Origin of the sequence: Streptomyces sp. 6N223 (genome assembly GCF_052246635.1) — a bacterium.
In the GTDB taxonomy this organism is placed as follows: domain Bacteria; phylum Actinomycetota; class Actinomycetes; order Streptomycetales; family Streptomycetaceae; genus Streptomyces.
In genome coordinates, this window is the sequence record NZ_JBQQCA010000005.1 from 51,528 (window position 1) to 76,846 (window position 25,319).

At 71.8% G+C, this 25,319-nt stretch carries 28 protein-coding genes and 1 pseudogene; 19 read left to right on the forward strand and 10 right to left on the reverse strand.

Features of this window, described 5'->3' with window-relative positions; all coding sequences use genetic code 11:
• Positions 1–11 precede the first annotated feature (11 nt).
• Positions 12–941, forward strand: a complete 930-nt coding sequence (locus tag ACTWQH_RS05570) for an SMP-30/gluconolactonase/LRE family protein (protein WP_443285199.1) — start codon at positions 12–14, stop codon at positions 939–941.
• 11 nt (positions 942–952) lie between these two features.
• Complete coding sequence (locus tag ACTWQH_RS05575; protein ID WP_443285200.1) at positions 953–1,504, forward strand: DinB family protein; 552 nt, start codon at positions 953–955, stop codon at positions 1,502–1,504.
• A 63-nt stretch (positions 1,505–1,567) separates the two neighbouring features.
• Here ACTWQH_RS05575 and ACTWQH_RS05580 read toward each other — a convergent pair whose 3' ends face one another.
• Complete coding sequence (locus ACTWQH_RS05580) at positions 1,568–1,771, reverse strand: cold-shock protein (RefSeq protein ID WP_311632077.1); 204 nt, start codon at positions 1,769–1,771, stop codon at positions 1,568–1,570.
• A 272-nt stretch (positions 1,772–2,043) separates the two neighbouring features.
• Here ACTWQH_RS05580 and ACTWQH_RS05585 point away from each other — a divergent pair, with 272 nt between their 5' ends.
• Genes ACTWQH_RS05585 through mqnC form a run of 3 tightly spaced genes read left to right on the forward strand, consistent with a single transcriptional unit; the run spans position 2,044 to position 6,178 of the window.
• Positions 2,044–2,898, forward strand: a complete 855-nt coding sequence (locus ACTWQH_RS05585; protein ID WP_443285201.1) for a menaquinone biosynthetic enzyme MqnA/MqnD family protein — start codon at positions 2,044–2,046, stop codon at positions 2,896–2,898.
• Positions 2,899–2,909: 11 nt separating this feature from the next.
• A complete protein-coding gene (locus ACTWQH_RS05590; RefSeq protein ID WP_443285202.1) occupies positions 2,910–4,925 on the forward strand; it encodes a serine/threonine-protein kinase in 2,016 nt (671 codons plus the stop codon).
• A 56-nt stretch (positions 4,926–4,981) separates the two neighbouring features.
• Positions 4,982–6,178, forward strand: coding sequence for a cyclic dehypoxanthinyl futalosine synthase (mqnC, locus tag ACTWQH_RS05595; RefSeq protein WP_443285203.1), 1,197 nt, complete (start codon positions 4,982–4,984; stop codon positions 6,176–6,178).
• Between the two features lie 77 nt (positions 6,179–6,255).
• On the opposite strand, the gene ACTWQH_RS05600 is transcribed toward mqnC, so the two are convergent.
• From ACTWQH_RS05600 to ACTWQH_RS05620, 5 genes are all read right to left on the reverse strand, one after another.
• A complete protein-coding gene (locus ACTWQH_RS05600) occupies positions 6,256–6,630 on the reverse strand; it encodes a hypothetical protein (RefSeq protein WP_443285204.1) in 375 nt (124 codons plus the stop codon).
• Positions 6,631–6,901: 271 nt separating this feature from the next.
• Entirely contained in the window at positions 6,902–8,251 is a 1,350-nt protein-coding gene (locus tag ACTWQH_RS05605) for an ABC transporter substrate-binding protein (RefSeq protein WP_443285205.1), read from the reverse strand.
• Between the two features lie 19 nt (positions 8,252–8,270).
• A complete protein-coding gene (locus tag ACTWQH_RS05610; protein WP_443285206.1) occupies positions 8,271–9,236 on the reverse strand; it encodes a carbohydrate ABC transporter permease in 966 nt (321 codons plus the stop codon).
• Positions 9,237–9,263: 27 nt separating this feature from the next.
• Positions 9,264–10,214: a carbohydrate ABC transporter permease gene (locus ACTWQH_RS05615; RefSeq protein ID WP_443285207.1), complete on the reverse strand. Its 951-nt coding sequence runs from the start codon at positions 10,212–10,214 to the stop codon at positions 9,264–9,266.
• A gap of 176 nt (positions 10,215–10,390) precedes the next feature.
• Positions 10,391–10,687 (reverse strand): YciI family protein, encoded by a 297-nt coding sequence (locus tag ACTWQH_RS05620; protein WP_443285327.1) that lies wholly within the window; start codon positions 10,685–10,687, stop codon positions 10,391–10,393.
• A 60-nt stretch (positions 10,688–10,747) separates the two neighbouring features.
• On the opposite strand from ACTWQH_RS05620, the gene ACTWQH_RS05625 reads away from it, so the two are divergent.
• Positions 10,748–11,434 (forward strand): Crp/Fnr family transcriptional regulator, encoded by a 687-nt coding sequence (locus tag ACTWQH_RS05625; protein WP_443285208.1) that lies wholly within the window; start codon positions 10,748–10,750, stop codon positions 11,432–11,434.
• Positions 11,435–11,524: 90 nt separating this feature from the next.
• On the opposite strand, the gene ACTWQH_RS05630 is transcribed toward ACTWQH_RS05625, so the two are convergent.
• Entirely contained in the window at positions 11,525–12,217 is a 693-nt protein-coding gene (locus tag ACTWQH_RS05630; protein WP_443285209.1) for a hypothetical protein, read from the reverse strand.
• A gap of 426 nt (positions 12,218–12,643) precedes the next feature.
• On the opposite strand from ACTWQH_RS05630, the gene ACTWQH_RS05635 reads away from it, so the two are divergent.
• The 9 genes and pseudogenes from ACTWQH_RS05635 (at position 12,644) to ACTWQH_RS05675 (ending at position 18,681) form a co-directional block, all read left to right on the forward strand.
• Positions 12,644–13,393, forward strand: coding sequence for an RDD family protein (locus tag ACTWQH_RS05635; RefSeq protein ID WP_443285210.1), 750 nt, complete (start codon positions 12,644–12,646; stop codon positions 13,391–13,393).
• An 89-nt stretch (positions 13,394–13,482) separates the two neighbouring features.
• A complete protein-coding gene (locus tag ACTWQH_RS05640) occupies positions 13,483–14,001 on the forward strand; it encodes a general stress protein (RefSeq protein ID WP_443285211.1) in 519 nt (172 codons plus the stop codon).
• Positions 14,002–14,121: 120 nt separating this feature from the next.
• A pseudogene (locus tag ACTWQH_RS05645) lies at positions 14,122–14,587 on the forward strand (Uma2 family endonuclease); the annotation flags it as partial.
• 2 nt (positions 14,588–14,589) lie between these two features.
• Entirely contained in the window at positions 14,590–15,375 is a 786-nt protein-coding gene (locus tag ACTWQH_RS05650; RefSeq protein ID WP_443285212.1) for a helix-turn-helix domain-containing protein, read from the forward strand.
• Positions 15,372–15,611 carry a DUF397 domain-containing protein gene (locus tag ACTWQH_RS05655; RefSeq protein ID WP_443285213.1) on the forward strand — a complete coding sequence of 80 codons (240 nt, stop codon included), beginning with the start codon at positions 15,372–15,374 and terminating at the stop codon, positions 15,609–15,611. The genes ACTWQH_RS05650 and ACTWQH_RS05655 overlap by 4 nt, the downstream gene beginning before the upstream one ends.
• Complete coding sequence (locus ACTWQH_RS05660; RefSeq protein ID WP_443285214.1) at positions 15,608–16,237, forward strand: maleylpyruvate isomerase N-terminal domain-containing protein; 630 nt, start codon at positions 15,608–15,610, stop codon at positions 16,235–16,237. The genes ACTWQH_RS05655 and ACTWQH_RS05660 overlap by 4 nt, the downstream gene beginning before the upstream one ends.
• A 125-nt stretch (positions 16,238–16,362) precedes the next feature.
• Entirely contained in the window at positions 16,363–16,965 is a 603-nt protein-coding gene (locus tag ACTWQH_RS05665) for a Uma2 family endonuclease (protein ID WP_443285215.1), read from the forward strand.
• A 432-nt stretch (positions 16,966–17,397) separates the two neighbouring features.
• Positions 17,398–17,622 carry a hypothetical protein gene (locus tag ACTWQH_RS05670; RefSeq protein ID WP_443285216.1) on the forward strand — a complete coding sequence of 75 codons (225 nt, stop codon included), beginning with the start codon at positions 17,398–17,400 and terminating at the stop codon, positions 17,620–17,622.
• 222 nt (positions 17,623–17,844) lie between these two features.
• Entirely contained in the window at positions 17,845–18,681 is an 837-nt protein-coding gene (locus ACTWQH_RS05675) for an undecaprenyl-diphosphate phosphatase (protein WP_443285217.1), read from the forward strand.
• Between the two features lie 3 nt (positions 18,682–18,684).
• Here the strand turns inward: ACTWQH_RS05675 and ACTWQH_RS05680 are convergent, their stop codons facing one another.
• Complete coding sequence (locus tag ACTWQH_RS05680) at positions 18,685–19,842, reverse strand: abortive phage infection protein (protein WP_443285218.1); 1,158 nt, start codon at positions 19,840–19,842, stop codon at positions 18,685–18,687.
• Positions 19,843–20,061: 219 nt separating this feature from the next.
• The gene (locus ACTWQH_RS05685; protein ID WP_443285219.1) at positions 20,062–21,648 is read right to left on the reverse strand and encodes a S8 family peptidase; all 1,587 of its coding nucleotides are present in this window, start codon (positions 21,646–21,648) and stop codon (positions 20,062–20,064) included.
• A 372-nt stretch (positions 21,649–22,020) separates the two neighbouring features.
• Between ACTWQH_RS05685 and ACTWQH_RS05690 the strand changes: the two genes are divergently transcribed.
• From ACTWQH_RS05690 to ACTWQH_RS05700, 3 genes are all read left to right on the forward strand, one after another.
• Positions 22,021–23,163, forward strand: coding sequence for an amidohydrolase family protein (locus ACTWQH_RS05690; RefSeq protein ID WP_443285220.1), 1,143 nt, complete (start codon positions 22,021–22,023; stop codon positions 23,161–23,163).
• Positions 23,164–23,172: 9 nt separating this feature from the next.
• Positions 23,173–23,775, forward strand: a complete 603-nt coding sequence (locus ACTWQH_RS05695; protein WP_443285221.1) for a hypothetical protein — start codon at positions 23,173–23,175, stop codon at positions 23,773–23,775.
• 99 nt (positions 23,776–23,874) lie between these two features.
• Positions 23,875–24,045, forward strand: a complete 171-nt coding sequence (locus ACTWQH_RS05700; protein ID WP_443285222.1) for a hypothetical protein — start codon at positions 23,875–23,877, stop codon at positions 24,043–24,045.
• 10 nt (positions 24,046–24,055) lie between these two features.
• Here the strand turns inward: ACTWQH_RS05700 and ACTWQH_RS05705 are convergent, their stop codons facing one another.
• Complete coding sequence (locus ACTWQH_RS05705; RefSeq protein WP_443285223.1) at positions 24,056–24,436, reverse strand: hypothetical protein; 381 nt, start codon at positions 24,434–24,436, stop codon at positions 24,056–24,058.
• Positions 24,437–24,527: 91 nt separating this feature from the next.
• On the opposite strand from ACTWQH_RS05705, the gene ACTWQH_RS05710 reads away from it, so the two are divergent.
• Positions 24,528–25,256 carry a demethylmenaquinone methyltransferase gene (locus ACTWQH_RS05710; RefSeq protein WP_443285224.1) on the forward strand — a complete coding sequence of 243 codons (729 nt, stop codon included), beginning with the start codon at positions 24,528–24,530 and terminating at the stop codon, positions 25,254–25,256.
• Positions 25,257–25,319: the final 63 nt, after the last annotated feature.

Sequence of the window (25,319 nt, forward strand, 5' to 3'; positions counted from 1 at the left end):
GAGACCGCCTGATGACGTCCGAATCCCTCTACGTGATCGACGACGAACGCTTCGCCACCGGCAACTGCGACAAGGGCGACCGCACCCTGGAGCGGCTGCACGCCGGCAGCCGCTGGGCCGAGGGCCCCCTCTACGTCCCGGCCGGGCGCTACCTGCTGTGGAGCGACATCCCGGGCGACCGCCTGCTGCGCTGGGAGGAGACCACCGGCGCCGTCGGCGTCTTCCGCTCTCCGGCCGGCCACCCCAACGGCAACACCCTCGACACCCACGGCCGCCTCGTCACCGCCGAACAGGGCAACCGCCGCGTCACGCGCACCGAGCACGACGGCTCGATCACCGTCATCGCCGACCGCTACGAGGGCAAGCGCCTCAACAGCCCGAACGACGTGGCCGTGCGCTCCGACGGCTCCATCTGGTTCTCCGACCCCGACTTCGGCATCCTCAGCGACTACGAGGGCCACCGCGCCGACAGCGAGATCGGCGCCCTCAACGTCTACCGCGTCGACCCCGTCACCGCCCGCGTCACCCTCGTCGCCGACGGCTTCGACGGCCCCAACGGCCTCGTCTTCTCGCCCGACGAACGCCGGCTGTTCGTCTCCGACAGCCGCGCCGGCCACGTCCGCGTCTTCGACGTCCGCGACGACGGCCGCACGCTCTCCGAGGGCGAGATCTTCGCCGAGTGCCGCGACGCCACACCCGGCGCCGGCTTCGACAACATCCGCTTCGACGACGCCGGCCGCCTCTGGGCCGGCGCCCTCGCCGGCGGCGTTCACTGCTACGACCCCGACGGCACGCGGCTGGGCAGGATCCGCGTCCCCGAGACCGTCGCCAACATCACCTTCGGTGGCCCGAAGAACAACCGCATGTTCATCGCGGCGACGACCGGCCTGTACTCCCTGATGCTCTCCGTCACCGCCGCCCGCCGCCCGATCAGCGCCTAGACTGCCCGCCCATGACGGACACACCCGACATAGACGAGCACGGCCGCCCGGAGCCGCCCGTCGCGGCCGACGAGGCCGCCACCCTGACCGGCTTCCTGGAGTTCCTGCGCGCCACGCTTGAGTGGAAGTGCCGGGGGCTGGACGCCGCCGGCCTGAGGGCGACGACCGCCGCCTCGTCGATGACCCTCGGCGGGATGCTCAAGCACCTGGCCTGGGTCGAGGACCACTGGTTCTCCCGGATGCTGCACGGGCGGGACCCGGACCCCGCCTGGGAGGGCGTCGACTGGAAGGCCGACCCGGACTGGGAGTGGCACTCGGCCGCCGACGACACCCCCGAGCAGCTCCACGCGCTCTGGCAGGACGCCGTGGACCGCTCCCGCACCCTGCTCGACAAGGCCCTGGCCGACGGCGGCGGCCTGGACCAGCCCGCCCGCCGCGCCTGGGCCGACGGCCGGGCGCCCAGCCTGCGGTGGATCCTGGTCCACATGATCGAGGAATACGCCCGGCACAACGGCCACGCCGACCTCCTCAGGGAGTCGATCGACGGCAGCACGGGCGAATAGGCAGAGGACAGGGCCCCACCCCCGGAGGGGTGGGGCCCTGCGTCTCGACGGTCAGACCGTGGCTCAGACGATGTTGACGTTCTCCGCCTGCGGGCCCTTCGGACCCTGCGTGACGTCGAACGTCACCGCCTGGCTCTCCTCAAGAGAGCGGAAGCCGGTGGCGTTGATGGCGGAATAGTGGACGAATACATCAGGGCCGCCGCCGTCCTGGGCGATGAAGCCAAAGCCCTTTTCGGCGTTGAACCACTTAACGGTTCCGGTAGCCATTAAAGCCCTCCCTGGGCTGAAAGGGGTCGCCCTGCTCCAGAACCTGCATGAATCGAAGAATCCTGCATGAAGCCTGAAAACGACGAAAGCCTGCGGTCACATGCTCCGCAGGCTCGTACTGCAAGGGAAACCAAACTGCAACTCCTCACGAGCCTAGCACGCTGCATCCACGAACAGGAAGGACGGAGGTCACACTCCTCCGACCCCTGGGTCCCCGTCCGGACCCGTCCCTGCCCGCTGGCTCGCACGATCACAGGCGTACCCTCCCAGAGGTGAGCCCTAACCACCCAAGCCGCCCCCGTGTCGGGCACATCCAGTTCCTCAACTGCCTCCCGCTGTACTGGGGCCTGGCCCGCACCGGCACCCTGCTCGACCTGGAGCTCACCAAGGACACCCCCGAGAAGCTGGGCGAACGCCTGGTCGCCGGGGACCTGGACATCGGTCCGATCCCCCTGGTCGAGTACCTGCGCCACGCCGACCGGCTCGTGGCCCTGCCCGACATCGCGGTGGGCTGCGACGGCCCCGTCATGTCCTGCGTGATCGTCTCCCAGGTCCCGCTGGAACGCCTCGACGGCGCCCGCGTCGCCCTCGGCTCCACCTCCCGCACCTCCGTCCGGCTCGCGCGCCTCCTCCTCGCCGAGCGCTACGGCGTCACGCCCGACTACTACACGTGCCCGACCGACCTCGGCGTGATGATGCAGGAGGCCGACGCCGCCGTCCTCATCGGCGACGCCGCGCTGCGCGCCTCCCTCCACGACGCGCCCCGCCTGGGCCTGGCCGTCCACGACCTGGGGACGATGTGGAAGGAGTGGACCGGGCTGCCGTTCGTCTTCGCCGTGTGGGGCGTACGCCGCGACTACCTGCGCCGCGAGCCGGAGACCGTGCACCAGGTGCACCGGGCCTTCCTCGCCTCCCGCGACCTGTCGCTGACGGAGGTCGGCAAGGTCGCCGAGCAGGCCGCCCGCTGGGAGGCGTTCGACGCGGAGGCGCTGGAACGGTACTTCACGACGCTCGACTACCGGCTCGGGCCGCGCCAGCTCGCGGGCGTGGAGGAGTTCGCCCGCCGCGTCGGCGGCCCCGTGCCGGCGGCGGTCGAACTGCTGCCCCCGGCAACGCCCCGCCCGTAGGCTGCTCTTCCATGGAGCCGTTGACCCCGGACGACCCGCCAGCGATAGGCGCCTACCGGCTTCTGGGCCGCCTGGGGCGCGGCGGCATGGGCCGGGTGTACCTGGGGCGCAGCGCGGGCGGCCGCACGGTCGCCGTCAAGGTCGTGCACAAGCAGTTCGCTGCGGACGAGCGCTTCCGTGCCCGCTTCGCCCGCGAGGTGGCCGCGGCGCGGCTGGTCGGCGGCGCGTGGACGGCTCCGGTGCTGGACGCCGACCCCGAGGCGGAACTGCCCTGGGTCGCCACGGGGTACGTGGCGGGCCCCGACCTGCAGCAGGCGGTCGCCGACCACGGCCCGCTGCCCGAGCAGGGCGTGCGGGCGCTGGCCGCCGGCCTGGCCGAGGCGCTCGCCGCCGTCCACGCGCGCGGGCTCGTCCACCGGGACGTGAAGCCGTCGAACGTGCTGCTGGCGCTCGACGGCCCTCGCCTGATCGACTTCGGCGTCGCGCGGGCGGGCGACGCCTCGGCGGTGCTGACCGCGACGGGCGTCGCCGTCGGGTCGCCCGGCTACATGGCGCCCGAGCAGATCATGGGGGGCGGAGGGGAGGTCGGCCCGGCCGGGGACGTCTTCGCCTGCGGCGCGGTGCTGGCGTACGCCGCGAGCGGGCGCGCGCCCTTCCCCGGGGACAGCGCGGCCCAGCTGCTGTACCGGGTGGTGCACGAGGAGCCGGAGCTGGACGGCGTGCCGGGCGGGCTGCGCCCGCTGATAGCCGCCTGCCTGGAGAAGGACCCCGCCCGCCGCCCCACCCCCGCCGCCATCGCCCACACCTGCGCGGGCCCCGGCGGCGCCGCGACCCTGATCCGCCCCGGCTGGCTCCCCCCAGCGGTCGTCGAGACGGTCAGCCGCCGGGCGGTGGAACTCCTGAACGTGGAGGCGCAGCCGCTGGACGGGGCGGAGGCGCCCGCGGCTGCGCCGGGGGTGGATACGGGGCGGGCGGAGCCGGACGGTTCGTGGCCGGGTCCCGCCGGCCCGGCCGCGGCGCCCGCGGGGCCTGGAAGGCCGAGGCCGGCCGGTCCGGCCATCTCCGCGGGCCCGCAGGGCCCGGCTTCGCCGGGGAGCGGCCTGCCCGGCTCTGCGTCGCCGGCAACGCCGGGTGCGGGGCCGCGAGGCCCGCACCCGGGTGGCGGGGAGCCCGGTCCGGCTGCTGATTCGCCGAGTGGCGGCGGCCAGGGTCGCCCGGCCGCTGCGGGATCGGTGGGCCGGGAGCCCACGTCACCGGGCCCCGCGTGGGTGGGTGGCCCCGCGGGTGCGGCACCGGCAGGCGCGGCAGGCGGGGATTCGGGGCCCGGTGCGCAGGGCGGGGCGTGGCCGGTCCCTGCGGGGTCGGTTGCGTGGGGTGGCGGCCGTGACGGTGGGCATCTCGGCCCCGGGCCTGCCGGGCCCGTGAGCCGCGAACCCAGCGCGCCGGGCTCGGCGGACTCGACGGCGGCCGACGCCCCGGCCGGCGGCGGCCGACGGCGGCGGGCGGTCGTCGGTGCGGTGGTGGGCGTCGTCGTGGTAGCCGCCGCAGTCGGGGGGTTTCTCGTCCTCGACGGCGACGGCGACGGCGACGGCGACAGCGAGGACGAGGGGCCCCGCGCGGGTGGCGGGAACAGCCCGTCGCAGTCGCCGACGCCGACGCCGGCAGAGGCGGACGCCCTGCCCGAGCAGTACGTGGGCGAGTGGAAGGGCGACATCACCATCGACCCCGGCGTCCCCGGGGGCACGATGGTGATCGCGTTGGAGCCCGGCCGAGTCGGCGAGGAGATCGGCGCCGCCACCGCCACGGACATCGTCGGCCTCTCCACCTGCGTGGACCGGCTGACGCTCAGCGAGGTCGGCGAGGAGCGGATCGTCTTCGACGCCGAGGTCGACCCCGACCGCTCCAGCGAGTTCGCCTGCTCGCAGGGCGAGTTCCGCTACACCATCGAGCCGAGGGGCGAGGACGCCATCCACTTCTCCACGGACAGCCCCGACGGCCGCAACCGGGGCGTGCTCGACCGGCAGTGAGAGCCGCCGCGTACGCTGGTCGGGTCGTTCCAGGTCCCGTCCGGGAGGTACGTTTCATGCAGACCGTGCTCGACCGCGCCGCCGCCGGGGGCAGGATCTCCGCCGACGAGGCCCTGGAGCTGTACCGTTCCGCCCCGCTGCACGCCCTCGGGCAGGCCGCCGACGCCGCGCGCCGCCGGCGTTACGCGGGCACCGAGCACATCGCGACCTACATCATCGAGCGGAACATCAACTACACCAACTCCTGCGTCACGGCCTGCAAGTTCTGCGCCTTCTACGCCGCGCCCAAGAGCGAGGACGTGTGGGTGCGCTCACTCGACGACATCCTGCGCCGCTGCGCGGAGACGGTCGAGCTGGGCGGCACCCAGATCATGTTCCAGGGCGGGCACCACCCCGACTTCGGCGTCGAGTACTACGAACGCCACTTCGCCGCCATCAAGCGGGAGTTCCCGCAGCTCGTCATCCACTCCCTCGGCGCCTCCGAGGTGGAGCACATGGCGCGGATCTCGGGCGTCACCGCCGAGGAGGCGATCGGCCGGCTGAAGGCCGCCGGTCTCGACTCCTTCGCGGGCGCGGGCGCCGAGCTGCTGCCCGAACGCCCGCGCACCGCGATCGCGCCGCTGAAGGAGTCCGGCGAGCGGTGGCTGGAGATCATGGAGACCGCGCACCGGCTCGGCGTGGAGTCCACCACCACCATGCTCATGGGCACCGGCGAGACCAACGCCGAGCGCATCGAGCACCTGCGCATGATCCGCGAGGTGCAGGACCGCACCGGCGGCTTCCGGGCGTTCATCCCCTACACCTACCAGCCGCAGAACAACAAGCTGCGGGGCCAGACGCAGGCCACCCTCTTCGAGTACCTGCGGATGATCGCCGTCGCCCGCCTCTACCTGGACAACGTGGCGCACATCCAGGGCTCGTGGCTGACGACCGGGAAGGACGCCGGCCAGCTCACACTGCACTACGGCGCGGACGACCTCGGCTCGGTGATGCTGGAGGAGAACGTCGTCTCGTCGGCCGGGGCCAGGCACCGGTCCAATCTCCTGGAGCTGATCCAGCTCATCCGGGGCGCGGGCCGCGTCCCGGCGCAGCGGGCGACGACGTACGAGCACCTCGTCGTCCACGACGACCCGGCCGGCGACCCGGTGGACGACCGGGTGGTCTCGCATCTGTCCTCCACCGCCATCGAGGGCGGCACGGCCCACCCCGAGCTGAAGCTCCTGGACGCGAGCACGAGCGCGAGCGCCAGCTAGGAGATCGGCGAGGGCCGCCGCGTCCTGCGGATCGCGGCGGCCCTGCGTTCTGGCCTTCCGTTACGGCGTGCCGCCGTCTAGCACCGCCCGCTCTTCACGGACTTGGCGCCCTCGCGCCAGCCGAAGTCGTGCACCTTCTCGTTGTTGTTCCCGGAGACTTCCCGCGTTTTGCCCTGGAAGAAGTAGTCGCTGTAGAAGCAGAAGGTCTGCTCACTCAGGTTCAGCGCGCTCTTGGCCGGTGGGTGGAGAACGGGCCTGTCCTCGTCCGGCCACAGGAAGTCGTAGAAGCCGTGTCCGTCGGTCTCTTCATAGAGACACAGCACCTGGGCCCTGTAGCAGGCCCACTGCCCATCCTGCTGCCCCTGCGCCTGACCGGCGGGAACGAGAGCCGTTCCCACGGCCGCGGCCAACACCATCAGGAGGGCCGCGAGTTTGTGCTTGACGTACTTCATATGCCGATCCTTCCACTAGTTCGGCAAATTCCTCCGATACAGTGAATTTCCTAGCGGAAAACCGGCAAACGGGGCGCCGGAAAGGATGAAGAATCGGAAATGGTATATTAGTCGGATTGGGTGCTTTGCAGACGGAAACGGGCGGGGCGTCCGGGCCTTGAAGCGGTCGTGCGAAGGGTTCGCTGAAATTTGCGTCCTCGCTTCCGGCATCGCGTCCGCACGCCCAGGCGGTAGCGCTCGAACCCCTGTGCGCCGCCGCCATCCGCCCCGGTCACTCCTCCTCGAACAGCGCGTTGATCCGCCGGTTCATGCCGTCGAAGGAGTCGAGCGAGGCGCCGTTCAGCACCGACTCCATCGTCCGGGTCAGCTCGGCGGTGATGTCGGCCGGGTTCTCGGCGATGGGGAACGGGAAGGTGGTGCCGTCCTCCACCTGCGTCGTGAAGGGGCTGACGTCGATGCCCTCCTCGGCGTAGTTGGCCTGCTTGATCTCCCACGCCCCCGTGATCGCCGGGAAGACCACGCCCTTCTCCGCCACCACCCGCTGGCAGTCCATCGACCCGAGGTACTTCACCCACTCCCACGCCTCCTCCGGGCTGTCGGTGTCGGCGTTGACCGAGTCGGCGAGCCCGTTGAACATGCTGGCCCGCTCGCCGCCCGGTCCGGTCGGCGTCGGGGCGAGGCCGACGTCGAGGCCCTCGAAGCCGAAGGCGGTGGAGATCATCCAGCTGCCGCTGGTGGCCATGGCGGCGGTCCCGGCCGCGAGCTGGTCGCTCCACTGGACGCCCTCCTGCTCCGCGAGCGAGGGCATGTAGCCCTTCTCGATCAGGCTCCGCCACCAGCCGACGGTCTCCTTGAAGCGCGGGTCGTCGTAGGTGAAGTGACGGCCCCAGGGGTTGGTGTCGGTGTCGGTCCAGCCCGTCGAGCCGGTGTACATCGACCACTGCGTCTGGCCGAAGCCGGAGGCGACGCCGTCCCTGGCGTCCAGCCACAGCCCGTAGGTGGCGACGTGGTTCTTGTCGAAGCCGGGCTCGTCGCCGCGCACGCCCTTGCGGTCCACGGTCAGGTGGGCGATCACGTCCTCGTACGTGCCGCCGTCCTCCGGGTTCCAGCTGAGATCGCGCATCTGCTCCTCGGAGATGCCCGCCTCCTTGAGCATGTCCTTGTTGTAGAAGATCGCGATGGTGTCCCAGTCCTTGGGCAGCCCGTAACGCCGGCCGTCCTCGCCCAGCCACAGATCGGCCAGGCCCTCCTCGTAGATGTCCAGCGGCACGTCGTCGCGTTCGACGAAATCGTCCAGCGGCAGCAGCAGATCGCGCGTGACGAAGTCCGGGTACTTCGCGACGTGGTCGGTGAAGACGTCCGGCGCGGACTCGGCGACGAAGGCGAGGTTGAGGTTGGTCCAGTAGTCGTCCCACCCGATCTGGGAGATCTGGATGTCGATGCCGGGGTGAGCGGCCTCGAAGTCCTCGGCGCACTGCTCGTAGCCGGGCTGCTGGTTGGCGTCCCACAGCCAGTACGTCACCACCTCGCGCCCGTCTCCGCCGCCGTCGGCGGTGCCGCAGGCCGACAGCAGCACAAGCCCCGCGAACGCCGCGCCCGCGCGTACACGCTTGGTGTTCACGCCTTTCACCACTCTCACCTCACTTGACGCCCGTGAACTGAATGGAATTGACGATCCGGCGCCCGAAGGCGAGGAAGATCAGCATCGTCGGCACCGCCGCCACCAGGCTCGCCGCCATCAGCCCCGCCCAGTCGGGCCCGGTCTGCGGCGTGGAGGAGTCGAACGCCCGCAGCGCGACCGTCAGCACCCGCACGCCGTCCTCCTGCCCCACGAGCTGCGGCCAGAAGTACTCGTTCCATGCGTTGATGAAGGTCAGCACGCACAGCGTGGCGATCGGCGCCGAGCTCATCGGCAGGATGACCCGGAAGAAGATCCGGAAGTGCCCGGCCCCGTCGATCTTCGCCGCGTCCTCCACCTCCCGGCTGATGCCGAGGAAGAACTGCCGCAGGAAGAAGACCGCGAACGGCGTCATGAAGACGTACGGCGCGACCAGCCCCGGGAAGGTGTTGAGCAGCCCGAGCTCCTTCACCAGCACGAAGTTCGGCAGCATCACGAAGACCGGCGGCACCATCAGCGCGGTGAGGAAGACGAAGAAGACCGTGTCGCGGCCCGGCCAGTGCAGCCGGGCGAAGGCGTAGGCCGCCATCGCGCTGAAGAAGACCTGGCCGGCGGTGATGACGGTGGAGACGATCAGCGAGTTGCGCAGGTAGAGCCAGAACTCGAGGGACGCCCCCGAGCCGCCCTCGGCCTGCGCCTCGGCCGTCGAGGCGGTGCCGAGCACGCGCTCGAAGGGGCCCCAGGTGAAGTCGACCGGCAGCAGCGAGCCGGGGTCGGTGAAGAGGTTCTTGTTGTTGGACAGGGCGGTGCGCAGCATCCACAGGAAGGGCGCGAGGGTGGCGACGATGATCAGGAGGAGCGCCACCCAGGCGGCGAGCCGCCCCGGGCTGAGGGTGGCGCGCCGCTGACGGGCCGCGCCCGCGGCGGCCTTCGGGCCGGGCGCGGGCCGGGCGGCCGGGGCGGCGGGCGGCTGGGCTACGGATGTCATGACGGTGTCTCCCTCCGTCTCTCGCTGTCAGGCCTGGTCGGACTCGCCGGCGCGCAGCATCTTGAGCTGCGCCAGCGCGACCCCGGCGAGGATGAGGAACAGGACGACCGAGATGGCCGATGCGTAGCCGAAGTCGAAGCGGGTGAAGGCGTTCTCGTAGATGTAGTACTGGATCACCCGGGTCGAGTCGATCGGCCCGCCCTGCGTGGTGACCGCCACGGTGTCGAAGATCTGCCAGGACCCGATGACGGAGATGACGAGGACGAGCGCGAGGACGGGCCGCAGGAGCGGCAGCGTGATCTGGAAGAACATCCGCCGCTCGCTGGCGCCGTCCACGGCGGCGGCCTCGTAGACGTCGCGGTTGATGGTCTGGAGGCCCGCGAAGATCAGCAGCGCCGTGTAGCCCATGTGCCGCCAGACGTTGACGAGCGCGATGGTCGGGATGGCCCACGCCTCGTCTCCGAAGAAGCTGACGGGGTCGATGCCGAACCAGCCGAGCGCCTCGTTGAGGATGCCGAGGTTGTAGTCGGCCATCCAGTACCAGGCGAGGGCGACAACGACGTTGGAGACGAGGTAGGGGAGGAGGATGACGCCACGGATCACCGTGGAGCGGGTGAGGCGGTGGATCAGCACGGCGATCAGCAGCGCCAGCACCATCTGGACGCCGATGTTGATGACGACGTATTGGAGGGTGACCCACAGGGAGTTCCAGAAGACGTCGTCCTCCAGCAGCCTGCGGTAGTTGTCCAGGCCGGTGAACTCGGGGGCGGTGAGCAGGTCGTAGTCGGTGAAGCTGAGGTAGAGGCCGCGCACGGCGGGCCAGGCGTAGAAGACGAGGAAGCCGAGCAGGGCGGGGGAGAGGAAGACGAGGGCGACGCCCAGCTCGCGGCTGCTTCCCTGCCGCCCCTGCCGGCCTTGCCGTCGCGGGCCTGAGCGGCCCTGGCTGCCCTTGCTCGTGGATGGGACAACGGTCGCCACGTGCACCTCCCTGTGCCGGCCACAGCCATGTCCAAATGTCCTGACAGAAGGGCGTTCGGATGTGAGCGAAAATGTGTCGGCTGGGAAGGTGAGTGTCAAGGAGTCGCGGAGCGGGCGTTACCGCAGCGTTATGGGCCAGGAGTGGCCGCGCATGCGGCTGCTCGTCGGCGTGGCGGCTATCCGGCGTTGCGCTGACGCACGGCGGGCCGTACCAGGAGCGTCCACTCCCGCACGCCGGCGACCTCCACGCCCGGCGTGCGGTAGTACGGGTCCCCGGCCATGATCCGCTCCAGCTCCGGGCGGCCCCCCGCCACGTCGAAGACGAGCAGCGCGCCCGAGTCGTCGGCGTACGGGCCCGCCGCCAGCAGGCGGCCCTCGGCGTGGAGGCGCGTCAGCCGCTCGCGGTGCGCCGGGCGGGCCGCGAGGCGTTCGGGGGTGGCGGGGTCGGCGAAGGCGAGTTCGACGATCAGCACGGTCGGCGGGGTCGGCGGGGTCGGCGTGGTCTCCATGCGGGCGACGCTACGGTCGGGGGCGTGAGCACGTCTGTATCACCCGATACACCCGACCCCCGCTGGCGGGCCGTCCCGCTCCTCGCCGCCCTCCCCGAGGAACGCCTCCACAGCCTGTGGACGGCCTCGGCGCCGGGCCGCTACGCCGCGGGTGAGGCGTTGCGCAACGCCGGCGACCCGGCCACCCACCTGCTGGTGCTCCTCCACGGCCGCGTCGCCGCCACCGCCACGACCCCCGCGGGCCGCACCCTCCGCCACGGCGAGTGGTCCGGGCCCTGCGCGCTCGACAAGATCGCCGTCATCGACGGCCACGGCCACACCGCGACCCTCACCGCGCTCACCCCCTGCGCCGTCCGCGCCCTGCCCCGCGAACGCTTCCTCGCCCTCGTCGACGACGTGGCCGCCGTCCGCGCCCACGTCATCCACGTCCTGGCGGAGGCCGCCCGCCACGCGCAGGACCGCTTCGCGGCCACCGCCGCTCTCCCGGCCGAGGCCCGCCTCGCCGCGTGGCTGCTGGCCCAGGCCGCCACCACGGCCACCGTGCCGCTGCCCGGCGGCACCCAGCAGGCGCTGGCCGACCACCTCGGCACGACGCGCGTCACGCTCAACCGCGCCCTCGCCCGCCTGCGCCGCGACGGCCTGATCGAGCTGCGGGGCGCGGCCATCCGCGTACTCGCGCCGGAGCTGCTCCAGCTCCGCGCGGCGCGCTAGGCGCTGAGGGCTGAGGGCTGGGCGCTGGAGCCCGGCTCGGTTCCCCGTGAGGCCGAACCTGTCCCCGCGTCAGCACACGTCAGTCGGCCCTCAGCTGGGCTGCCAGCTCACGGGGACCATGGCCGCCCAGTCGAGCGAGACAACGCCGACGCCGTGCCCCACCAGTACCACCTGGCACTCCGACACCGTCTCGCCGGGCCCGATCGTGGTCGAGGCGGAGGGGGAGGCGTAGTCGCACCACTCCGGCAGGTTCGCCGCGTCCATGGCCTCCACCGTCTCGAACGGGCCGCCGTCGTCGGTCCGGACGTGGATGTCCGTCGAGGGGTGGCCGCCCTCGTAGGCGGTGTGGCTCTCGTTGGTCAGCGTCATCTCGACGTAGTACGGGTCGAGGAAGGCGTGCTCGCCCTCGTACGCCGGGCTGCCCTCCAGGTCCTCCCACGCGCCGGGCTCGAACCGCTCCACCGTGGCGTCGAACTCCCAGCTGTCGCCGTAGGGCACCGGGCCGCTGGCCTCGCCCAGCGGCAGCTCGACGGTGGGGCCGTGCACGGACCCGCCTCCCCCCGACGCCTGGTCCTCGTTCTCGTTCTCGTTGTCGCTCTGGTCCTGGTCCTGGTTCTGGTTCCCCGAGGACCCTCCGCTGCCCTCATCCGCCGCGTTGCCCCCGTCGCCCGCCGGCTTTTCCTCCGAGTCGGAGTCGGAGCCGGAGCCGCAGGCGGTGAGCGTCACGGCGAGCACCACGGCGGGAGCGGCGGCGAGCGGCCAGCGGGGCTTGCGTATCGACATGAGTGGTAATTCCCCTCGGGTCGCGGTGAGTTGCGTTGTGCTGCTGGAACGCGGGCCAGCGTAGGAGTGACGCGAGGGGCCCTCGGGGCGCGTGTCGCGCCGCACCCGCGCGCTGGCCCCTGTCGGACCAGGGCTTTTCCTGTTACTTCTTTCTTCCACGCCCGGATGGCGTTCGCACCCCGCGACAGAACGGTGACACAACCCGAACATGCTGCTCAGGCCGATGACCGGATCAGGCCAGGCGGCGTAGCGGTCCCACTCGTCCCGGTCGCCCAGCACCATCTCGACCAGCTCGCACCCGGCCGCCTCGAACACTTCACGCCTCCGCCGCCCGCCGTCGAACGGAATAGCGGTGGACCGCTGGGGAACCGCTCCAGAGGCGTCGCACGTCACCTTCCGACAAGAGGCGTTCGGGAGGCGGCAGTGATGTGGGGTCAAAGCGGAGAGGCACCGACGGCGGCACGGCGCCCGGCGGCGTGGCGGCGCGGGCTGGCGTGGCTGGTGGACTTCTCGCTCGTGCTGGCGGCGGCGGTGGGGCTGGGGATCTTCACCTTCAACCGGATCAGCGCGATGGTGACCGACGTGCCGGGGCTGGTCGAGAAGGGCGCCTGGCAGGTGATCACCTCCGGCGGCGACCTGGAGGGCGCCGGTGAGGACTTCGGCCGCGCGGTGTGGAACGACGCGATCGGGGCCGTGCAGCAGGGCTTCGCCCTCCTGGTGCTGGCCACGTTCCTCTACCAGTGGCTGGCGCTGGCGTTCACCGGCACCACGCTGGGCAAGGCGTCGCTGGGCCTGCGCGTCGTGGCGCGCGACGGCGGCCGGCTGGGCCGGGGGCGGGCGGCGCGCCGGGCGGCGGTGACGACGATCGCCGACGTCGGGGTCTTCTCGCTGGCCTGCTGCCTGCTGCTGAGCGGCGGTTTCGCGCTCTCCGCCGTGGTCTGGCTGGCGGCGATCGCGCTCTTCTGGGCCAACGCGCTCCCGAGCCTGGTCGGCCCCGGCCGCTCGCTGGCCGACCGCGCGGCGGGCGGCGCGGTGACCGGCGGTCTGCTGCGCGCCGCCGCGACCGCCACCGCCGCGGGCACCCGCGCCGTCATCACCACCGGCCGCGACTACGCCGCCGACCGCTTCCGGCGCGGCGGCGAGGTCCCCGCGGCGCCCGACGCCGACCGGGGGTAGTGCCCGCGTCGGCCCCGCGTTGGCCCGCGTTGCGGGGTGGGCCGGCCGGGGTCACGCTGGTGGAGGAGGTGGGAGAAGGGAGCCCTGCCATGACCCAGTGGTGGCCGGCCCGAGGGCCGCAGGAGCCTCAGGCTCAGGACCCGCTCGGCGTGGTGGTCGAACGCCCGGTCGTCGGGTCGTATCCCAACTACCGGAAGGCGCAGCGCGCGGTCGACTTCCTGTCCGACAACGAGTTCCCGGTGCAGCGCACCGCCATCATCGGCTCCGACCTGCGCATGGTGGAGGCCATCCTCGGCCGCATGACCCGCGGCCGCGCGGCAGCGGCCGGCGCGGGCACCGGCGCGTGGTTCGGCCTGCTGGTGGGCCTGCTGGTCTCGATCTTCGCCGCCGAGGCCGGCGAGGTGGTGCTGCTGATCCTCAGCGGCCTGGTCTACGGCGCGATCTTCGGCGCCATCTTCGGCTTCGTCAGCCACGCGGCCACGGGCGGCCAGCGCGACTTCACCTCCCGCAGCCGGATCGTGGCGGCGCGGTATGACGTGGTGGCGGACGAGGAAGTCGCGGAGGACGCGAAGAACCTGCTGATCAAGCTGGGCTGGCGAGAGGACTGAGGACTGAGGACTGGAGCCTGGCTATGGTGCTTGCGTGGCAAGCAAGAAGGTGACGATCACGCTCGACGAGTCCCTGGCCTGCGCCGCGTGGCCGAGGCATGAGAGAGAGGAGCGAGCGTCATGACGATCGCCCCGGAGTATGCAGGGAGCGACACCGGCCGGTACCAGGCGATGCGAGACATGGTCGAGCGGATACAGGACAGCGTGCCCGGCAAGCTGGAGATCACCAAGGAAGGAATCGTTCACGACATGGTGTCGCCCGGTAGGCCCCCACGAGCTCACGGCGATGCGTGTCAGTCGGCGCCTGGAGAAGGTGATGCCGGACACCCTGGCGGCCCACACGGGCACACCTGACGTGGAGAACCTCAACGAGGGCGTGCTGCGTCATCCAGACGTCATGGTGATCTCCGAGGCGGACATGGAGGGGGATGGTGCGTTCGATCCGCGCGCGATCCTCGCCGCGATCGAAGTGGTCTCCCGGTCGAACCCGGACAACGACTGGGTGAGCAAGATGCGGGACTACCCGCTGCTCGGCATCCCGGTGTACGTGATCTTCGACCCGCGCACGGGCGAGGGGGCCGTCATGCGATGAACATGGTGGGCGCGCTGCTGGCCCACTTCCGCATCCGTGCGGCGTTGACGCAGCCGGAGCTGGCGGAACGGCTGTGCATGAGCGTCGACAAGATCGCGTCGATGGAACAGGGGCGGCGCCCCCTGCACATCGTGGACGCCGAGCACATCGACAAGGTCCTCAACACGACGGGCGCGCTGGCGGCGGCGATCAGCGAGATGCCGGAGCAGGAGAACATCCCGCTGTTCTCCGTCGCGCTCTTCGAGAACGAGGGACGCGCGCGCAGCCTGCACTGGTACGAGAACCACGTGGTGCCGCGCCTGCTCCAGACCGAGGAGTACGCCCGCGCGGTGTTCGGGTGCGAGTATCCGCCGTACGACGAGGAGGAGTTCGAACGCCACCTGAGGAACCGGATGGAACGGCAGCAACTCCTCCAGCGCACCCCACCCCCGGCGATGAGCTACGTCATCGAGGAGACGGCGCTGATGCGGCCAATCGGCGGCCGGGAGTGCCTGCGCCGCCAGATCCGCCACCTGCGGGCCCTGGCGGACCTGCCCTTCCTCGCGCTCTCCGTCATGCCGCTCGACCGGGAGACCCACGCCGGTCTCGCTGGCCCGATGATTCTGATCGAGACGCTGGAGTTCGAACGGCTGGCCTACAGCGAGGGCCAGCGCGGGGCCATCGTGATCGATGACCCGGAAATCGTGAGCAGGCTCTACGACATGTATGTCATGCTGCGCTCGCAGGCGCTCACGCCCGAAGCCACCAAGCGCCTGCTGGAGAAGCTGGCGGGAGAGACATGACCACCGAACTGGCCTGGTTCAAGAGCAGCTACAGCAGCAGCCAGGGCGGCGCCTGCCTCGAAGTCGCCTACGCCTGGCGCCCGTCCAGCCACAGCGGCAGCCAGGGCGGCAACTGCGTCGAGGTCGCCGCATGCCCCCACACCGTCCACATCCGCGACTCCAAGAACCCCACCGGCTCGACCCTCACCCTCACCCCCGCCACCTGGGCGGCGTTCACTACCTTCGCCCGCGCGTGATCTCCCCTTTCCTCCGCACCGCCGAGGCCGTGTCCGGGCTGCTGCGCTCTCCCGCGCTGGCCGAACGCTGGGAGCGGCCGAGCGCGCTGGCCGAATTCCGGGTTAGCGGCCTGGCCGGGCATCTGGCACGGGCGGTCTTCAACGTCGAGCGCTGGCTCGCCGAGCCGCCGCCGCCAGCGGGTGGGACGCCCATCGACGCCGTCGCGTACTTCCTGGCCGGTGCCCGGGCCGCGCCGGATCTGGACGATGCGGTGCCGCGCCGGATCCGTGAGGTGGGGGAGCAGGAGGCGGCCGATGGGCCTGCCGCGCTGGCCAAGGAGTTCGACGCCGCCCGTGCCCGGCTCGCGTCCGTGCTGCCGACCGTGCCGCTTGACCGGCCCGTCGGCATGCTTGGCCACGTGCTCCCGCTGGACCAGTGCCTGCTCACCCGGCTCGTGGAACTCGTCGTCCACCTCGACGACCTGGCCGTCAGCCTGGAGGCGCCAACGCCGCCGGTGCCCGCCGAGGCCGCCGACGCGGTCACCGTCTGCCTCTCCCGCATCGCCGTGGCCCGCCACGGCGTCCTCCCGGTGCTGCGCGCCCTGTCCCGCCGCGAGCGCGCCACCGATCCGATCGCGGCGTTCTAGGTCCACCCCCTAACCGCCGAGGTCAACGCGCGCGTGTCGCTCGCTCATCACTTTGAGTGACGGTACGGTCGTACGCAGGACCACGGTCCGCACTCTCATCCACCCTTGCGTCCATGGGAGCACTGATGACCGAGCGCCAGCCGGAGCGGGCGACGCCAGAGAACTGGTGGTCGCCCCCACAGGGTCGCTGGACGTTCGACCAGGTGAAGGATCTTGAGCTGCCCTTCGACTGGGAGCTGATGGATGGAGAGATCGTCGTTCGCGGGCAGACGCCACAGTGGCACGACATGGTGCGCGACAGGCTGTTTTTTCAGCTGGAGAGCGCGCGGCGTGACCCGCTGGTGGGCAATGTTGAACGATGCGTGATGGTGAATGACCGCACCGTAATCAAGCCCGATGTTGTCCTCTTCGACAAGCGGGACCTCGACTTTTTCACTTTGGAGTGTGTGCCAGCGGCGAAGGTGAGGCTGGCTGTCGAGGTCGTCTCTCCCGGCTCAGAGGGGAAGGACCGATCGTGGAAGCCGTCGATGATGGCCGCGTCCAAGGTGCCGTACTTCTGGCGGATCGAGCGCAGCGAGGACCATCTCCCGTTCGTCCACGAGTTCTGGCTGAACCACGACACGGAGTCGTATATCCCCGCCCCTGAGCACCCCGTGCACAAGGAAAAGCTCATCACCGAGTTTCCCTTCCCGGTCGAGATCGACCTGCGGAGCCTCGTGGAGTTCTGAGCACAAAGCGCGCGGCGGCCTGAAGGCGAGCCAGGCCGCCGCCGCGTCGGGCGGCGTTCGGGCGTGCTGACCGCTCCATCGGATGTGGTTTGTCCGAGCCTGGCGATGCCATGAGACCTTCACCGCACACGAACAAGCAGAACAGTTGCTCCCAGCATTCCAGGATTAACCGGGCATATCGGATGTGCGGACATTCGAGCCGTTCAGCCCGAGTAGTGATGACTTGGCATGGCCGCCCGCAGGCCCATGACGCAAGCGCATTGAGGCTGTTCTGCGAAGGAAGCCGCACACTGGCCGCTCGATACGTTGCCGGTCCTGACGCCCCATCATCACGACTCGTCATGTCACGCGTTCGCCTGCTTTCATCCTGCGCACACCGGCGGCTGCGAACCGCTGCCGCCGCGATACAGAACTGGAAGTTAGGAACAGACCTTGCGTAACGACCTTGAGACCCGTGAGATCGCCGACACCGAGCTGGACGCCGTCGCCGGCGGCGTGGCGGGCGCCGGCGGCAGCGTGGGCGTCGACGCCGCTGCCGCTGCCGCTGCCACCGTTGAGGCGGGCCTGGCTGCCGATGTGTCCTTCCTGTCCGCTGGTGTGGCCGCGTCCGCTGGCGTCGGCGCATCCGCTGCGGGGGGCGCGCACGTCGGTCTCTGACCGGTCCCCCTCGACCTGATCCCGCGAACCCCGGGGCCACAGCCACGTCCCGGGGTTAGCGGCGTGCACGAAGGCCCCATGCCCGTCGATGGGCAGCGCCGGGGGAGTCCTTCCCCATGGGGTTTACGCCCAGTGAGGGGTGCGTGGCGGACGGGTGTCACCGCGCGCCCTCGGCCCTAGTAGGGTGCTGGGTCACGAGTGGCGTGTGGTGAATGAGGTCCCGTGAACATACTGGAAGCGCTCTTCCTCGGCGTCGTGGAAGGTCTCACCGAGTTTCTGCCGATCTCGAGCACGGGTCACCTGACCATCCTTGAGCGCGCCCTCGGATACTCCACGGACGACCCGGACATCACCGCCTTCACGGCCATCATCCAGGTCGGTGCGGTCCTCGCCACGCTGCTCTACTTCCGCAGCGACTTCCGGCGCCTCATCGCGGCCTGGGCGCGAGGCGTGGTGCGGGCGGAGAAGCGCAAGGACCCCGACTACGCCCTCGCGTGGGCCGTCATCCTCGGCGCGATCCCGATCGGGATCGTCGGGCTCGCCTTCAAGGACACGATCGAGACGACGCTGCGCAGCCTGTGGTTCGTCGGGTCGGCGCTCATCCTCTGGAGCGCGGCCATGTGGTACGCGGACCGGCGCGGGACGCAGGACCGCTCCGAGAAGGACGTGACCTGGCGGGACACCCTGATCATCGGCGTGGTGCAGTGCCTCGCCCTGATCCCTGGCGTCTCCCGCTCCGGCGCGACGATGTCGGCGGGCCTGCTGCGCGGGCTCGACCGGGTCACGGTGACCCGGCTGTCGTTCTTCCTCTCGGTGCCGGCGCTGACGGCGGCGGGCGGGCTCCAGTTCGTCACCGAGTTCGACGCCATCACGGACGGCGTCGGCTGGACGGCGACCATCACGGCGACGGTGGCGAGCTTCGCCGTCGCCTACGTCGCCGTCGCCTGGCTGCTGAAGTTCATCGCCAAGCACTCCTACACGCTCTTCATCAACTACCGCGTGATACTCGGCGCCGGCCTGCTCGTCCTGCTCGCCACGGGCGCCCTCAGCGCCACCTGACCGCTACCGGTGGCGCCTGTAGTGGTCGGCCACGGCGTGGAACGCCTGCTTCGGCTCCCAGCGCCACGCCCCCGGGGCCTCGTCCGTCTCCCAGATCGCCTTGACGAGGCCGTAGCTCGCCATGTCCTCGTCGTGTGGCGGGTCATCGGGGCGGTGGGGGGCGTCGGGGCTGACGAACTCGTAGACCAGGGCGGCGTACAGGTCCAGCGTCTCGAAGACCGGCAGCACGTCGGCGAGGTAGGTGGCCTGGGTCTCCTCGCTGCGGACCAGGCTCTCGTCGATCGTCGGCGGCACCGTCGTGTAGTCGACGACGTCCCAGCCCATGCCGCCCGCCTCGGGCGCGCCCTCGTACGTGCACGAGCCGAACTCGGTGATCGCCACCGGCTTGCCCCAGTGCCGGTAGGGGCGCAGGTCGTCGGCGTACGCGGCGCGGCGGCTGCCGTGGTAGGCGTAGTAGTTGACGCTGACGATGTCGAAGAGGTCCCAGTCCACCTCGTCGCCCTCGGCCGCGCCGTACGTCAGGCGGCCGTCGAAGGCGGAGCGGCCGGTGGTGGCGGCCCGGCCGATGAAGTCGGCGAGGCTGCGCTGGAGGTGTACCGGGTTGAAGTCGCCGTTCGTGAGGTTCTCGATGCGCTCCAGGGCGTGGTCGCCGGGCGCGATGCCGGGCGTGAACAGCACGAACTCGCAGCCGACGCTGAGGTGTACGCCCGCGCCCTGGCGCCGCAGCTCCTCGGCCCGGCGGCCGGTCTCGGCGAGGTGGTCGAGGATCTCGCGCTGCGGGCGGTCCGCGAGGCGCGGCTGGAGCCAGACGTGCAGGCCGCGTTCGGCCGCCTCGGTGGCGGTGGCGGCGAGGCGTTCGACGCCGTCGCCGTAGACGACGACCGCGTTGGCGTGCAGCTCGTCGCGGATCGCGCGCATGTCCTCGCGCATGCGGGCGGCGTCCCAGCCCGTCTCCGGGCGTTCGCCGTCCGTCACGTGGTACATCACGCCCCGGTGGCGCAGGCCGGCCGAGGCTTGGCCCGATTCCGCCGATTCCTCGTTCTCCGGCTCGTCCTCCGAGTCCGACTGGCAGGCCGCCAGGAGCGGTGCCGCCGCTCCCGCTCCCAGCCCGGCCAGAAAACGCTTCCGGCTGATGCCGCTGCCGATTCCGCTGCTTCCCATGGTCCGTCTCCCCGTTCCGCTCGTGCTGGCGACGGCCACGAGTCTGGTCGGGGGCGACGGGGGCGGGGGTCGGCCGATGGTCCACGGCGGCGGGACCGGAGTACGAGATCCGGGGCGGGAGCGGGGACTTTGGTGCCGGGGCGCGGAACCGGGGCGCGGAACCGGGAACGCCCCGCCATCACACGTGCCGTGGCGGGGCGCTCCGCTGCGTCAGGGCCTTCAGAAGCGCAGGCCCCAGGAGTTGAGGGTGCCGGTGTCGAACAGGCCGCCGTCGGTGACGCGCAGCGTCCACGTGCCGTTGGCCGCGACGGCCGAGGCGTCGGCCCCGTACGTCGTCTTCACGTTGTCGGCGCTGCCGCCGCTGCCGGACTCCTTCAGCGGGAAGGCGGTGCCGTCGGGGGCGATCAGCTCGATGGTGAGGTCGCCGACCCAGGAGTGGGTGATGTCCACCGGGACGCCGAGCGAGGCGGGCGCGTTGCCCTCGACGCCGGTGACCTCGATCGTCGATTCGACCGTGAAGAGGTCCTCGATGGCGACCGGGGTCGTGTTGTCGAACGCCGGGCCGTCCGGCGGCGGGTCGCTGCCGCCGCCGCCCTCGCCGACGTTCAGCAGCAGGTTGGGGGAGCCGGTGCCGGGGTCGACGAGGTTGTCGGGGATCGCGGTGCTCGTCAGCGCGTCGCTCACCTGGGCGGGCGTGGCGTCCGGGTTGTCCGCCAGGTAGAGCGCGGCGGCGCCCGCCACGTGCGGGGTCGCCATCGACGTGCCGGAGATCGTGTTGGTCGCGCTGTCGCTCGTGTGCCACGCGGAGGTGATGTCCGAGCCCGGCGCGAAGAGGTCCAGCGCGCTGCCGTAGTTGGAGAAGTACGAGCGGGTGTCGGTGTCGTCCGTCGACCCGACCGTGATGGCCTCCTCCACGCGCGCGGGGGAGGTGTCGGCGGCGTCGGCGCCGTCGTTGCCCGCCGCCACGGCGAAGGTGACGCCGGCGGCTATGGCGTTGCGCACGGCCTCGTCCAGCGCCGGGTCGACCGTGCCGCCCAGGCTCATGTTGGCGACGGCCGGCTTCACGGCGTTCTCCGTCACCCAGTCGATCCCGGCGATGACCTGCGCGGTGGTGCCGGAGCCCTGGTTGTTCAGCACGCGGACGGCCACGATGTCGGCTTTCTTGGCGACGCCGTGCGCCGAGCCCGCGACCGTGGCGGCGACGTGCGTGCCGTGGCCGTTGCCGTCCTGGGCGACGTTGTCGCCGTCGATGGCGTCGTAGCCGTTGGCCGCCCGGCCGCCGAAGTCCGAGTGGGAGACGCGGACGCCGGTGTCGATGATGTACGCCGTCACGCCCTCGCCGGCGGAGTCGGGGTAGGTGTAGCTCTGGTTGAGCGGCAGCGTGGACTGGTCGAGCCGGTCCAGGCCCCAGGAGGGCGGGTTGGGCTGCGTGCCCTGGATGGTGAAGCTGCGGTTCTGGATCACCGACTCCACGGCCGGGTCGGCGGCCAGCCGCCTCGCCTCCTCCTCCGAAGCCTCGACGGCGTAGCCGTTGAGGGCCGCCGAGTAGGTCTGGGTGATCTCGGCGCCGTACTCGTCGGCCAGGGACTCGCCCGCGCCCGAGGCGGCGCGGGCGCTGCTCGCGTCGATCGTGACGACGTAGCTGCCGTCGACCGCGTTGGACGCGCCCGCGAACAGGATCGTGCCCTCCGGCGGCTCGGCCGCGCCGGCCGGCAGGGCGGTCATGCCGCCGAGCGCCAGCGTCGCCGCCGTCGCGGCGACGACCGACGCGAGCCGCCCTCGCCGGAGGGGATGTGCAACTGCCATCAGAGGGGTCCTCTCCTCTTGGATGGGTGTGGGGGGCAGGCGTGGCGTGCCAGGAGGTTGGAATGCCATGCCGCACACATGGCCATATGCATGGTCATGACAGCCAGGCTTCTGCCCAGCGCCGGCCGAACCATGTGAACTTCGCAAGAGGGATGAGCCTGCCTGGGCCCGCGATGTGAAGGCCTTTCATCTTGCTGTCACAGGGCCATCCAGGGCCCCACCCGTCCCGCCGGGGGCCGCCAGGGGACGTCCCGCTAGGGGATGTCCCGGAGAAGTCCCCTATCCGTGGGGCCGGTTGTGGACACGCCGGGCGGTCACGTGTCAGCTTTTCTTGACACGTGACAGAAGCAAGGACAAGAAGGAGTGCGGCTCGTGGGCTCGCAGACCTCCCAGAACCACCCGTCCCGCAAGAACCGCGACGGACTGACGCGGCGGGGCATCCTCGCGGTCGCCGGGGTGGGCGCGGTGGCCGCCGCCGGCGCGTTCGGCCCCGGGGCGGGGGACGCCGGGGCGGGGGACGCCGGCGCCGGCACCGACGGAGAGGCGTACGGGCGCATCGACGTCCACCACCACGCCGTTCCCGACGCGATGCGGCGGTGGGCCGTCGAGCAGGGCCTGCTGCCGGAGGAGCCGGAGGCGGGCGGGCCGTCGTGGGCGGAGTGGACCCTCGACTCCACGCTGGAGGTGATGGAGGACAACGCCATCGCCGCGGGCATCGCCTCCGCCCCCGTGCCGTCCGCGGCGTTCCGCGACCGGCGGCAGGCCGAGGAGGGCGTCAGGATCTGCAACGAGTCGCTGGCCGGGCTCGTCGCGGACCACCCGGACCGCTTCGGCTTCTTCGCCAACGTCGCCACCCACCACGTCCGCCTGGCGATCCGGCAGGCGGCGTACGCGCTCGACGAGCTGGGCGCCGAGGGCGTGATCCTGATGACCACCACCGGCGACCGCTACCTCGGCCACCCCGACTTCGACCCGCTCTTCGCCGCGCTGAACGAGCGCGGCGCCGTGGTCTTCGTCCACCCCGGGCCGCTCCCGGAGGGGGCCGTCGAGCTGCCGGGGATCTCGGAGGCCATCGGGGACTTCCCGCTCGACACCACCCGCGCCGCGCTGAACCTGGTCGCCTCCGGCACCCTCGACCGCTTCCCGGAGGTGTCGGTGATCCTCTCCCACGCGGGCGGCTTCCTGCCCTGGGCCGCCGGGCGCGCGGCCTCCGCCGGGCGCCAGGGGGAGGGGCCGGACCCGGCGGCGCTGCGACGCGCGCTGCGGCGTTTCCACTACGACACCGCCCTGCCGATGTCGCCCTACGCCACGCCCACGCTGCTGGCCGCCGCCGACCCGGGGCGTGTGATGTACGGCAGCGACTGGCCCGCCCGCCCGGCCGGCGAGGTCGGCACCATCACCGAGGACCTCGACGCCGACCCCGCCCTCGACCCCGCCACCCTCCGGCGCGTCAACCGCGACAACGCCCTGCGCCTCTTTCCCCGCCTCGCGGCACGGCTGCGAACCGGCCGCTAGTGTGGCTGGATGGAGGCGATGGAACACGGCGCGGCGGAGTCCGAGGGCTGGGCGGACATGATCACCACGCTGCGGCCGAACGGCCTGCCCATCCCGCCCGTGCCGGCGCCGCTGCGCGCTGACCTGGCCGTCCTCGGCTCGTGGTACTGGGGAACGCCGGACGCGCCCGGCGTTCAGCCGATCGGCCCGATGGAGCTGTACACGTTCGCGCCGTCGCTCTTCGAGCGGCTGCGGGGCGACGGCGACGGCACGCACGACCGGGTCGCCGTGTGCCACGCCGGGCACGGCGCCAGCTCCTACGCCATCACCTACGGCCTCGTCTACCGCGGGCTGGTGCTGCTGATCCAGGCCGGCTGGGGCGGGGCGTACATGGACAACGACGCGCAGGCCGCGAGCCTGGCCCAGTCCTTCCGCAGCTGTCAGGGGCTCATCGACCGGGCGGAGGGGCGGGAGCCGGAGGCGGGGCGGCACCTGGTGGCGGCGGAGAGCGAGCTGCGCGGCACGGCGCTGTGCGGCTGGGCGCCCGTGGAGGGGCCGGTGCGCCCTCACCTGGACCGCGTCCGCTACGGCACCGTCCTCGCCGAGGCCGAGCGCCTGCTCGACGCCGCCTGACGCCGCCTGACGCCGCCCCGCGGCCGGCCCGAGCGCGGCGGGCCGAGCGCCGCGGCCCGCGCGGTCGCGGGCCGGGGGCGGGCGAGGTGCAATGGCCCTATGACTGACCTCAGAGATTCGATCGATATGTGGACGGAACGGCTGATCGAGCTCACGGGGGGCGACATCGACGAGGACGAGGCCCGTGCCCTGATCGCGGAGATCCACGACTCCGCCACGGTGGCGTACCGGGAAGGGGTGGCCGAGATGGAGGCCGAGCGCGAGGAGTGACCCGGCCCGGTCAGCCCAGCAGGCGGCCCAGCACCGCGCCGGGGAGCTCACGGGCCGAGGCGCCGTCCGCCAGGGGGCCGGTGAGGACGTCGGTGCCGATGGGGCGGAAGTCGGCGATCTGCGTGCCCGCCGAGTTGGACAGCAGGTCGGTGGTGCTGTTGGCCAGGGGGTTGAGCTGGAGGTCGAGCGCGGGACCCACGGCGTACCCCGTGGCTCCGGTGAGGGTGGCCGCCGTGGAGTCGAGGAGGCCGGACGCCAGCTCGTCCGTGTGGGCGCCCAGGTTCTCCGGGATGACCTCGGCCGACGCCTCGCCCGCCGAGGCCAGCGAGGCCAGGAGCGAGCCGGTCGCGGCGACGACCACGGTCGCGAGGGATCGGTAGAGCTGTGTCATGCCACTGACCGTAGTTTGCCGGGGACGCACCGATCGCCCCTGGGCGGCGGCAAGTCCCCCGAACGGAGGACCCGCCGGGGGCGCGGGCAGAATGGGGGATGTGACCGTGACAACCCGAGCCAGCCTGTCCAAGCGGCCCAGCGAGGTGCGCGCGATGTTCGACGCCGTCGCCGCGCGCTACGACCTCACCAACGACGTGCTGGCCCTCGGGCAGAACCGGCGCTGGCGCAAGGCCGTCGCGCGCGCGGTGGCGGCCCGGCCCGGGGAGCGGGTGCTGGACCTGGCCGCCGGGACCGGGACCTCGTCCGGGCCGTTCGCCGCGGCCGGGGCGTTCACCGTGCCGTGCGACTTCAGCCTCGGCATGCTGGCGGAGGGCAAGCGGCGCGTGCCGTGGCTGCCGTTCACCGCCGGGGACGCGACGCGGCTGCCGTTCGCCGACGGCGTCTTCGACGCCGTCACCATCTCCTTCGGCCTGCGGAACGTGCAGGACACCGACGCCGCGCTGCGCGAGATGCTGCGCGTGACGCGGCCGGGCGGGCGGCTGGTGGTCTGCGAGTTCAGCCACCCCACCTGGCCGCCGTTCCGCACCCTCTACACCGAGTACCTGATGCGGGCGCTGCCCCCGGCCGCCCGCCGGGTCTCCAGCGCTCCCGACGCCTACGTCTACCTGGCCGAGTCCATCCGCGCCTGGCCCGACCAGCCGGCGCTCGCCGCCCGGCTGCTGCGCGCGGGCTGGCGGCGCGTCGGCTGGCGCAACCTCTCCGGCGGGATCGTGGCCCTGCACCGGGGCTTCAGGGCCGCGGGCGGGACCACCCCGTAGACTCAGCGGACTTGCCGACGCTGACCCCATTGCTGACCCATGTGCTGACCCCCTGTTCACCGA

Coding starts and splice junctions, on each gene's coding strand:
- ACTWQH_RS05570 (WP_443285199.1), top strand. CDS start 12: ATGACGTCCGAATCCCTCTACGTGATCGACGACGAACGCTTCGCCACC.
- ACTWQH_RS05575 (WP_443285200.1), top strand. CDS start 953: ATGACGGACACACCCGACATAGACGAGCACGGCCGCCCGGAGCCGCCC.
- ACTWQH_RS05580 (WP_311632077.1), bottom strand. CDS start 1,771: ATGGCTACCGGAACCGTTAAGTGGTTCAACGCCGAAAAGGGCTTTGGC.
- ACTWQH_RS05590 (WP_443285202.1), top strand. CDS start 2,910: ATGGAGCCGTTGACCCCGGACGACCCGCCAGCGATAGGCGCCTACCGG.
- mqnC (WP_443285203.1), top strand. CDS start 4,982: ATGCAGACCGTGCTCGACCGCGCCGCCGCCGGGGGCAGGATCTCCGCC.
- ACTWQH_RS05600 (WP_443285204.1), bottom strand. CDS start 6,630: ATGAAGTACGTCAAGCACAAACTCGCGGCCCTCCTGATGGTGTTGGCC.
- ACTWQH_RS05610 (WP_443285206.1), bottom strand. CDS start 9,236: ATGACATCCGTAGCCCAGCCGCCCGCCGCCCCGGCCGCCCGGCCCGCG.
- ACTWQH_RS05630 (WP_443285209.1), bottom strand. CDS start 12,217: ATGTCGATACGCAAGCCCCGCTGGCCGCTCGCCGCCGCTCCCGCCGTG.
- ACTWQH_RS05635 (WP_443285210.1), top strand. CDS start 12,644: ATGTGGGGTCAAAGCGGAGAGGCACCGACGGCGGCACGGCGCCCGGCG.
- ACTWQH_RS05640 (WP_443285211.1), top strand. CDS start 13,483: ATGACCCAGTGGTGGCCGGCCCGAGGGCCGCAGGAGCCTCAGGCTCAG.
- ACTWQH_RS05650 (WP_443285212.1), top strand. CDS start 14,590: ATGAACATGGTGGGCGCGCTGCTGGCCCACTTCCGCATCCGTGCGGCG.
- ACTWQH_RS05655 (WP_443285213.1), top strand. CDS start 15,372: ATGACCACCGAACTGGCCTGGTTCAAGAGCAGCTACAGCAGCAGCCAG.
- ACTWQH_RS05665 (WP_443285215.1), top strand. CDS start 16,363: ATGACCGAGCGCCAGCCGGAGCGGGCGACGCCAGAGAACTGGTGGTCG.
- ACTWQH_RS05680 (WP_443285218.1), bottom strand. CDS start 19,842: ATGGGAAGCAGCGGAATCGGCAGCGGCATCAGCCGGAAGCGTTTTCTG.
- ACTWQH_RS05685 (WP_443285219.1), bottom strand. CDS start 21,648: ATGGCAGTTGCACATCCCCTCCGGCGAGGGCGGCTCGCGTCGGTCGTC.
- ACTWQH_RS05695 (WP_443285221.1), top strand. CDS start 23,173: ATGGAGGCGATGGAACACGGCGCGGCGGAGTCCGAGGGCTGGGCGGAC.
- ACTWQH_RS05700 (WP_443285222.1), top strand. CDS start 23,875: ATGACTGACCTCAGAGATTCGATCGATATGTGGACGGAACGGCTGATC.
- ACTWQH_RS05705 (WP_443285223.1), bottom strand. CDS start 24,436: ATGACACAGCTCTACCGATCCCTCGCGACCGTGGTCGTCGCCGCGACC.
- ACTWQH_RS05710 (WP_443285224.1), top strand. CDS start 24,528: ATGGGGGATGTGACCGTGACAACCCGAGCCAGCCTGTCCAAGCGGCCC.